The organism is Micromonospora sp. CV4 (assembly GCF_003667455.1).
Classification (GTDB): Bacteria; Actinomycetota; Actinomycetes; order Mycobacteriales; family Micromonosporaceae; genus Micromonospora.
In genome coordinates this window covers 1-9009 of the sequence record NZ_RCVI01000422.1, presented here as the reverse complement: position 1 = coordinate 9009, position 9009 = coordinate 1, and the positions used below count along the sequence as shown (strand labels likewise).

Annotated in this window: 9 protein-coding genes; 5 read left to right on the top strand and 4 right to left on the bottom strand. The window is 74.2% G+C overall.

Translation table 11 applies throughout. The features are described from left to right. A partial coding sequence (locus EAD98_RS29370) for a TIGR03089 family protein (RefSeq protein ID WP_121657208.1) occupies nucleotides 1-662 on the bottom strand: 662 nt, incomplete at its 3' end. Nucleotides 663-816: 154 nt separating this feature from the next. Here EAD98_RS29370 and EAD98_RS29365 point away from each other — a divergent pair. Together EAD98_RS29365 and EAD98_RS29360 are read left to right on the top strand one after the other, a co-directional pair. After that, nucleotides 817-1962, top strand: coding sequence for a glycosyltransferase family 1 protein (locus tag EAD98_RS29365; protein ID WP_121657207.1), 1146 nt, complete (start codon nucleotides 817-819; stop codon nucleotides 1960-1962). 61 nt (nucleotides 1963-2023) lie between these two features. Further along, entirely contained in the window at nucleotides 2024-3115 is a 1092-nt protein-coding gene (locus tag EAD98_RS29360; protein ID WP_121657206.1) for a mannose-1-phosphate guanylyltransferase, read from the top strand. On the opposite strand, the gene EAD98_RS29355 is transcribed toward EAD98_RS29360, so the two are convergent. Then, the gene (locus EAD98_RS29355) at nucleotides 3084-3701 is read right to left on the bottom strand and encodes an NUDIX hydrolase (RefSeq protein WP_121657205.1); all 618 of its coding nucleotides are present in this window, start codon (nucleotides 3699-3701) and stop codon (nucleotides 3084-3086) included. The two genes, EAD98_RS29360 and EAD98_RS29355, sit on opposite strands and share 32 nt — an antisense overlap. Nucleotides 3702-3740: 39 nt before the next feature. On the opposite strand from EAD98_RS29355, the gene EAD98_RS29350 reads away from it, so the two are divergent. Continuing rightward, entirely contained in the window at nucleotides 3741-4799 is a 1059-nt protein-coding gene (locus EAD98_RS29350; protein WP_121657204.1) for a hypothetical protein, read from the top strand. A 288-nt stretch (nucleotides 4800-5087) separates the two neighbouring features. Further along, nucleotides 5088-6074, top strand: coding sequence for a winged helix-turn-helix domain-containing protein (locus tag EAD98_RS29345; RefSeq protein WP_121657203.1), 987 nt, complete (start codon nucleotides 5088-5090; stop codon nucleotides 6072-6074). 16 nt (nucleotides 6075-6090) lie between these two features. On the opposite strand, the gene EAD98_RS29340 is transcribed toward EAD98_RS29345, so the two are convergent. Continuing rightward, complete coding sequence (locus tag EAD98_RS29340; protein ID WP_121657202.1) at nucleotides 6091-7179, bottom strand: coenzyme F420-0:L-glutamate ligase; 1089 nt, start codon at nucleotides 7177-7179, stop codon at nucleotides 6091-6093. Continuing rightward, nucleotides 7176-8177, bottom strand: coding sequence for a 2-phospho-L-lactate transferase (gene cofD, locus EAD98_RS29335; protein ID WP_121657201.1), 1002 nt, complete (start codon nucleotides 8175-8177; stop codon nucleotides 7176-7178). The genes EAD98_RS29340 and cofD overlap by 4 nt, the downstream gene beginning before the upstream one ends. A 98-nt stretch (nucleotides 8178-8275) precedes the next feature. On the opposite strand from cofD, the gene EAD98_RS29330 reads away from it, so the two are divergent. Continuing rightward, nucleotides 8276-9009 (top strand): hypothetical protein (locus tag EAD98_RS29330; protein WP_121657200.1); only part of this gene is annotated, 734 nt, incomplete at its 3' end.

The window sequence follows — 9009 nt, the reverse complement described above, 5'->3', positions numbered from 1 at the left end:
GCCTTCAGGCGGGCGGGCAGGTCGGCGGGGTTCAGGTTGGCGCACAGGACGACGGTGGCGGCCTGGGTCAGCGGGGCGAGCAGCCAGTCGACCGGGTCGGGGTAGCGGGCCGCGTCGATCAGGATCCGGGCGCCGGGCGTGATGCCCAGCTCCGCAGCGCGCGCCTCGGCGCGGGCCAGCAGGGGACCGTCCGCGGGGCCCGGTCCGGGCTGCGGGCGGAAGTGGTCGCCGTGCCGGCGCACCTCGACCACGTAGTCGACGAACCCGGGTGGCACCTGCCGCAGCGGAAGTGCCAGCGGCGACAGCCCCAGGGCGTACCGCTCGCCGGCGGACCAGGACTGCGCCTCGTCGAGGCGGTCGGCAGCGGCGAAGAGCACGTCCACGTCGCCCGGCGTGTCGACCACGCTCAGCTTGGCCGACCAGCAACCCAGCAGCACGGCCGCGGTCTGCCAGTGCGGCGGCAGGAGCACGCCGGCCGGATCGCCCAGGGCGAGGGCGACCTCGTCGACGAGGAGGTTGGCGGTCTTCGCCACCCAGTTCGCCAGTGTCGCGCCGGACAGTTCGGTGCGGTCGCCACTGGCATCGTCGTACCAGGTCAGCAACGGTCGGGTCGGGTCGGTCGCGATCGCGTCGGCGAACACCCGGGCAATGTTGTCGGCCATCGGCGCGAACGATACGCCCCTGTGGGCCGTACTCGAAGACGATGACAAGTCGGCGTACCGTCGGGTCGCAGTCAGCGTCGGCCCCGTGCTCCGGCGTAGGCTTGGCCCCCGGAGTGTTGTTCCCCACAGACCCGCCAGTGCAAGGAGTCGCCCCGTGACCGCCGGTCGCCCGCCCCGCGTGCTCATCGACGCCACGAGTGTCCCCGCCGACCGCGGTGGTGTCGGTCGATACGTCGATGGTCTGCTCGGTGCCCTCGGCAAGGTGTGTGGGTCGGGGGTGGAGCTGGCGGTGGTCAGCCTCCGCACCGACCTGGAGCGGTACACCCGGATGCTGCCCGGCGCGGAGATCATCCCCGCGCCGGCCGCCGTGGCGCACCGTCCGGCGCGGCTCGCCTGGGAGCAGACCGGTCTGCCCCTGCTCGCTCAGCAGGTGGGCGCGCACGTTCTGCATTCGCCCTTCTACACCTGCCCGCTGCGGGCCGGGTGTCCGGTTACGGTCACCGTGCACGACGCGACGTTCTTCACCGAGCCGGAGCACTACGACAAGTCCCGCCGGACCTTCTTCCGCAGCGCGATCAAGACCTCGTTGCGCCGGGCCGACCGGGTGATCGTGCCCAGCAAGGCCACCCGGGACGAGCTGATCCGGCTGCTCGACGCCGACCCGACCCGGATCGACGTGGCCTACCACGGGGTCGACCACGCCGCCTTCCACGCGCCCAGCGAGGAGGAGAAGGCCCGGGTGCGCGCCCGGTTGGGGTTGGGCAACAGCAGCTACGTCGCCTTCCTCGGCGCCAAGGAGCCGCGTAAGAACGTGCCCAACCTGATCCGCGGTTGGGCCCGGGCGGTGGCCGACCGGGTCGACCCGCCGGCCCTGGTGATCGCCGGCGGGCAGGGGCACGACGACGACATCGACCGGGCGGTGGCCGAGGTCCCGTCCCACCTGCGGCTGCTGCGCCCCGGCTACCTGCGCTACGCCGACCTGCCCGGCTTCCTCGGCGGCGCGCTGGTCGCGGCCTACCCCTCCTACGGCGAGGGGTTCGGGCTGCCGATCCTGGAGGCGATGGCCTGCGCCGCCCCCGTGCTGACCACGCCCCGGCTCTCGCTGCCCGAGGTGGGCGGCGACGCGGTCGCCTACACATCGGAGGATCCGGAGCAGATCGGCACCGACCTGGCGGCGCTGCTGGACGACGAGCAGCGGCGGTTGTCGCTGGCGAAGGCCGGTTTCGACCGGGCCAAGGAGTTCACCTGGGAGTCCAGCGCCGAGGTGCACATCGCCGCGTGGAGCCGCGCCCGCTCGTGACCGTCCGGGCCCGGATGGCGAGCCGCCCACCCAGCCGGTGTCCGTCGGGCATGATGTGCGGATGCTCTATGCGGTCATCCCGGCGGGTGGCAGCGGCACGAGGTTGTGGCCGTTGTCCCGAGCCGGCCACCCCAAGTTCCTCCATCCGCTGACCGGCTCCAACGCATCGCTGCTCCAGGCGACCGTGGCGCGGCTCGCGCCGCTGGCCACACCGGACCGCACACTCGTGGTCACCGGAGCCGCGCACGTCGCGGCGGTCGCCCGGCAGCTGACCGGGCTGCCCGAGGAGAACATCCTGGTCGAGCCCTCGCCCCGGGACTCCTGCGCGGCGATCGCGCTGGCCGCCGCGGTGATCGCGCTGCGCGAACCGGAGGCGGTGATGGGCAGCTTCGCGGCCGACCACCTGATCGGCGACCCGGACAACTGGGTGCGCACGGTCCGGGAAGCGGTCCGCGGCGCGGAGCAGGGCATGCTGATGACGGTCGGGATCACCCCGACCCGGCCGGAGACCGGCTACGGCTACCTGGAGACCGGCGATCCGACCGAGGACGCGCCGTGGCGTCCGGTGGCCGAGTTCAAGGAGAAGCCGGCCGTCGAGGTCGCCGAGGCGTACGTCCGTTCCGGCCGGCACCTGTGGAACGCGAGCATGTTCGTCTGGCGGGTGGACGTGTTCCTCGCCGAGCTGCTGCGCCAGCAGCCGGCCCTGCACGCCGGGGTGACCGCGATCGCCGCCGCCTGGGGCACCCCGGAGCAGGACGACGTGCTCGGCACGGTCTGGCCGACCCTGCCGAAGATCTCCGTCGACTACGCGGTGATGGAGGGCGCGGCCACGGCGGGCCGGGTGGCCACCGTGCCGGGCGACTTCGGCTGGAACGATGTCGGCGACTTCCACACCCTCGGCGACGTGCTGCCGGCCGACGCGTCGGGCAACGTGGTGCTCGGCACCGACGCCAAGCCGGGTGTGCTGCTGCGGGACAGCACCAACCTGGTGGTGGTGCCGCAGTCCGGCCGGTTGGTGGCCGCCCTCGGCGTGCGTGACCTGATCGTGGTGGACACCCCGGACGCGGTGCTGGTCTGCCCGCGCGACCGGGCTCAGGACGTCAAGGCCCTGGTCGACGAGCTCAAGGAGCGGGGCGAAGAGGGCTACGTCTGAGGGCCGCGAGGGCCGGCGCGACCAGTTGCGCGGTCCCGCCGGCCAGTGGCTCGGGGAGCCGGTCCGGCGGGAACCAGCCCAGCGCCTCGGCCTCGTCGCTGACCTGCTCCACCGCACCGGGCGGGGCGAGCACGGCGAACCGGACGTCGTAATGCAGCGAACCGCCCTGACAGCTCACCGGGTGGATGTCCACGTCGATCGGCACCGGGTCGATGCGCAGGCCGGCGATGCCGGATTCCTCGGTGGCCTCGCGCAGCGCGGCGCCGGCCAGGGTCTGGTCGGTCGGCTCGCAGTGCCCGCCGAGCTGCACCCAGCGCCCGAACTTGCCGTGCAGGCAGAGCAGCACCCGTGAGCCGGTGGCGTCCAGCACCAGCGCGCTGGCGGTGATGTGCCCGGGGCGGTGCGGTCGGCTCATCGTGACCGGCCCGGCGGCGAGCAGCGCGAGGGTCCTGTCCCGCGCGTTGGCCGCGTCCGGGCTGGTGGGCTGCCAGCCGTCGAGCAGCGCGGTGGCGTCGGCGTGCAGCGCGGCGTACGTCTCGGGGTCGGTCGGGTGGGCGGCGGGTCCGGTGAGCGCGGTGTCGGGCACGCCGCCACTCTACGAGCGTGCGCTCCGTACGCTGACGCGGTGACCCTGCGAGCCCTCGAATTCGTGGTGGCCGGCAACGAGGCCAGTGATCTGCTGCCGGTGCGGTCGGCGGCGTTGCTGCGCGCGTACGGCGCCCGGCGGGGTTTCTGGACCGTGCTGGACGAGGGACCGGTGGAGCGCTGTCTGGCCCTGCTGCTGGAGGTGGACGACGGCGAGTGGACGGCGCGGCATGTCGCGGCGGACGCCGGCCGGGAGAACGGCCGGACCGAGGACGGTGAGGCGCTCGCCCACCACGACGGCTGGGTGTACGTCTTCGGTTCCCACTTCGGCTCGAAGGCCGGTCCACTGCGCCCCCGGCGGGCGTTCGTGGCCCGGTTCCGGGAGGACGAGGCGGCGACCGGGCCGGTGCCGGTGCACGTCGTGCGCAACCGTTTCCGGCTGCACCGGGCGGTGAACGACGCGCTGGTCGCGGCGCCGCTGACCCCGTTGCCGCCGGGGGAGCGGGTGCGGGCGCGGTTCATCGTGGAGACCCTGGCCCGGGGGACCGCCCGCGAGAAGAGCTGGGTGAGTCGGTTGGCCCCGGACGACCTGCCGCTGAACGTGGAGGCGGCGGCGTTCACTCCGGCCGGCACGGTGCTGCTGGGGCTGCGCTTCCCGGTCACCGTGGCTGGCGAGCCGATCCTGGTCGAGGTGGCCGACGTGCCGGGCATGTTCGCGGCGGAGCCGGCCTGGCCGCGGGCGGTGGGGACGTACGCGGTGACCGGGGTGACGCCGCCGGCCGCGCTGACCGGGTTCCGGGCGATCGCCTTGACCTCCGACGGCGGGTACGCGGCCGTGATCGGCTCGATCGACGCGTTGGGCAAGGGTTCGGTGCTGCTCGACGACCATCCGGGCGGAGGTGACGTGACCTCCCGGCACGTCCGGTTCCGGCTGCCGGGCGGCGATCCGCGCGTCGCGGCCCCGGACCGGCACCTGCTCGCCGGGGAGCTGGTGGCGGACCTGGCGCCGCTGCACCACGTCGAGGGGCTGGCCGAGCTGGACGGGCGGCACTTCTACGTCACCGACGAGGACCACCGGGTCGTGCTCTGGGCCGGCTGAGCGGGGCATCATGAAACGTGACGACGGAGCGACCGGACGGCACCTCTGCGGAGCAAGGGCCGCAGACCCTCGTGGTGCCGCCCGATCACCGGTCCTCCCCCGGTCCCGGTGCCCGGCGCCGCGCGTACGTGACGCGTGGGTGCCGTGCTCGGGCACTGGAAGCATGCCGAACCGGCCCGGGAGGCGTCGAGGTTTTTCAGCTCAGGCTTAAAGATGGAGATAAGTGCCGGCCAGGTAGAGTCGAACAGCCACCCGGCATCCCCCTGCCCGGCGGCTCAGGAGCGCTGCATGCTGAAGATCCACTTTTCTGGCGAGGACATCCTCCGGACCCGGGTGGCGCCGGCGGCGGACCCGGTCTGGGAGTTGGTCCTCAGCCTGCACCTGCTGCAGGGCCGCAGCCGTGATCCGCTGACCGACAACTGGCGGCGCGCGGTGTCCCGAGGGCTGCGCCAGGACGCCGCCTCCGACCAGCTCCGGCTGCTCTTCGCGTTGAGCCCGCCGCGTGGCTACTTCCCCGACTTCCTCACCCCGTACGCCAGCGTCGACGGCTTCGAGGCCGGCCTGGACGCGGTCCGCAGCACCCCGACTGAGCGGCTGCACCGCGACCTGAGCGTGCTGGCCACCGAGAACCCGCTGCCGTCCTCGGCCGGCGCGCTGGCCCGGGGCGAGGCGGCGGCGCTGCGCCACCTCTCCGAGTCGATGGAGCAGTACCGGTCGCTGGCGATCAGCCCGTACTGGAGCCGGATCCAGTCCGCTGTGGCGGCGGACCGGTCCCGGCGGGCCCGGGCCCTGCTCGACGGCGGCATGGAGGGCCTGCTCACCAGTCTCCGGCCGGCGATGCGCTGGGAGGACGGAGTTCTCGAGGTCCGCGACTACCCGCACAGTCGGGAGCTGCACCTGGACGGCCGGGGCCTGCTGCTCGTGCCCTCGTTCTTCTGCGCCGCCACCCCGGTCGCCCTGCTCGACCCGGCCTTGCCGCCGGTGCTGGTCTACCCGGTGGACCGGCTGGGCGGGCTGGCGCCGGCCGACGGGGCCGGCCCGGCCGGCCGCGAGTCGCTCGCCGCGCTGCTCGGCCGGACCAGGGCGGCGGTGTTGCAGGCCAGCGACGACGGCTGCACCACGGGTGAGGTGGCCCGCCGGCTCAACATCTCACCGGCGGCGGCCAGTCAGCACGCGACCGTGCTGCGCAACGCCGGCCTGCTGGTCAGCCACCGGGACCGCAACACCGTGCTGCACACGTTGACCCCGCTCGGCCGGGCCATGCTGGACGCCTGACCCGACCGGCTGCCCGTCAGAGGGCGAGGGTGGCGCTGGCCGGGCTGCCGGCGGGCGGGGGGAGCAGGGTCGAACCGACGCCCTCCGCGGCCAGGGCGACGCGCAGCCGGTGCAGGTCGGCGCCGAAGCGGACCAGGTCCATCGGGTCCACCGGGGCCGGTGGCGAGCCGAGCACCAGGGCGGTGGCGCCGTCCGGCCAGCCGGGGACCTTGGCGATCAGGCCGGCGCGTACGTCCGCCTCGTCGACCAGGGTGAAGACCGTGCCGGGAGCGACCACCCCGGCGACCGCGTCGATCGCCCGTCGTGCGGCGGCCGGATCGGCCGGCGTGGGGCCGGGACCGTCGGTCAGCGTGGCGGCGTCGGTCAGCCCGGCCGCCCGAGCTTCGGCGGTTCCGAGCGAGAAGAGGTCCTGCGCGGCATCGCGGACCAGCGCCCGCGCCCCGGCGGAGTCGTCCGCGCTGGTGGTGGAGAGGTAGCCCCGCACCACCGCCACCGGGACCTGGTCGCACTTGCCCTTGATCAGCTCGCCGGCGCCCGCCAGCTCGTCCACCACGGCCATCTGGGTGAGCTGCAGCTCGTTGCCGTACGGGTCCACCTCGCCGCGGTGGTCGCGGATGGCCGGCATCCCGGCCACCCCGAGCGCCACGTCGGTCAGCCCGTTGCGCCAGGGCCGGCCCATCGTGTCGGTGATGATGACGGCGACGTCCAGGTCGTAGCGCTTGCGCAGCGCGGCGCGCAGCGCCCGGGCGGAGGCGTCCGGGTCCACCGGCAGCAGCACCAGCCGGGTCTTGTCCACGTTCGACGCGTCGATGCCGGCGGAGGCCATCACGAAGCCGTGGTGGGTCTGCACGATCCGGGTCGGCCCTCGGCTGGTCACCACCCGGGCGGTCTCGGAGGCCAGCACCTCGTCGCGCGCGGCCAGCCGTTCGGGCCCGTCCGCCGGGACGTCGACCAACCGCCCCTCCGCCTTGGAGACGATCTTGCTGGTGACGACCAGCACGTCGCCGTCGCGCAGCCAGGGCGCCGCGGTGGCGATCAGGGCCGCCAGGTCGTCGCCCTCTGTCACGTGGCCGATGCCCAGCACCGGCAGGATCTCCAGCCTCACGTCAACTCCACCGCGGCGCGGACCATCGCCGCCGTCGCCGCCTCGTCGGTCATCCGCAACGGCACCGCGCGGACCGTCACCTCCGGTACCAGCGTTCCCGCGTCCTCCTCGGCCACCAGCCAGCCGTCCAGCAGGCCGCCGGCCGCCCGGCCGCCGTAGAGTCGGCCCACCCCGGCCGCGCTGCACTCGACGCCGAGCACCGCCAGGCAGCGGTCGGCCATCCCGCGGACCGGGGCGCCGCCGATGATCGGCGAGATGCCCACCACCGGGGCCGGGCCGGCCGCCACCGCCTCCCGCAGCCCCGGCACGGCCAGCACCGGCGCCACGCTCACCACCGGGTTGCTCGGCGCGACCAACACCAGGTCGGCCGTGCCGATCGCCTCCAGCACGCCGGGTGCCGGCTTGGCCGTCTCCGCGCCCACGAAGACGAAGCGGTGGGTGGGGATGTCCGCCCGGTACCGCACCCACCACTCCTGGAAGTGGATCGCCCGCTGGCCCTGGTCGTCGTCCGCCGTGCCGGCGCTGTTCGCGACCGCGGGGCTCGCAGGCTCACTCCTCGCGCTCACGATCGCGTGCGTCTCGAGCCGGTCGTCGGTCGCCGGGAGCAGACGTACGCCCGGCTGCCAGCGGGTCGCCAGCGCCTCGGTGACCGCGTGCAGCGGGTAGCCGGCATTGAGCATCGTGCTGCGCACCAGGTGGGTGGCGATGTCCTTGTCGCCGAGGCCGAACCAGGTCGGCTCCGCCCCGTACGCGGCCAGCTCCTCCTTGACCGTCCAGCTCTCGCCTACCCGGCCCCAGCCCCGCTCGGGGTCGGCGCCGCCGCCGAGGGTGTACATGACGCTGTCCAGGTCGGGACAGATCTTCAACCCGTGCAGCCACAGGTCGTCGCCGACGTTGACGACGGCGGTCACCTCGGCGCCGACCTCTCGGGCGTACGCCCGGACGCCGAGCAGGAACCGGGCGCCGCCGATGCCGCCGGCCAGAACCACGATGCGCATGTCGACCATCCTCGCGCACGTGACGCCTCCGGTCCGCCGGTGGCCCGGGAGACTAGGCTCACGTGCGCCCTGTCCGTCCACGCCCCGAGGGGGAGTTCGTGACCAGCCCCGCCGAGCCCGCGTCCACCGACGCGACCCAGGCCCGCCAGCTGACCAAGCCACTACGCGAACTGGGTGCGCTCGCGCTGCTCGGCGCCAACGCCGTGTTCCTCTTCGTGGGCCTGCTCCGGCTGCTCAGCCCGAACGACTACAGCTCCTTCACCGACCGTGCGGGCAGCGCGTTCTTCGCGTTCATCGGGTTGGAGGCGGTGGGCCTGCCGCTGCTGGCCGTGCTGCTGGCCACCCACGTGTCGCCGGTGTTGCCGAAGGCGAAGCTGATCACACAGGTGGCTCTCGGCGAGTACGCGGTGAGCGCGCTGCTCGGCACGCTGACCATGCTGATCTGGACCGTGGGCCGGCTCGCCGAGGCCGAGGTGCTCGACGCGCTGCTCGGTGTGCTCACCCGGTTCGCCTGGCTGATGATCTTCGCGGCCGCCGCCTGGGTGGTCTACGCGGTCTGGCGGAAGTTCTACTACGTGCCGCGGCCGAAGCCCCAGCCGGGCGTCTACGGTCAGCCGCAGCCGGGCTGGCCGCAGCAGCAGGGCGGCTGGCCGGCTCCGGGGCAGCCCGGCGGCCAGCCGGGTGGTGGTTGGCCCGCCCCGGGCCAGCCGGGCGGATACCCGCCGGCGCAGCACCCGGGCCAGTACGGACAGCCCTCGCCGCCGTTCGGGTCGGCGCCGCAGTCGGCACCGCCGTTCGGGTCGGCCCCGCAGTCGCCCCCGCCGGTCAACCC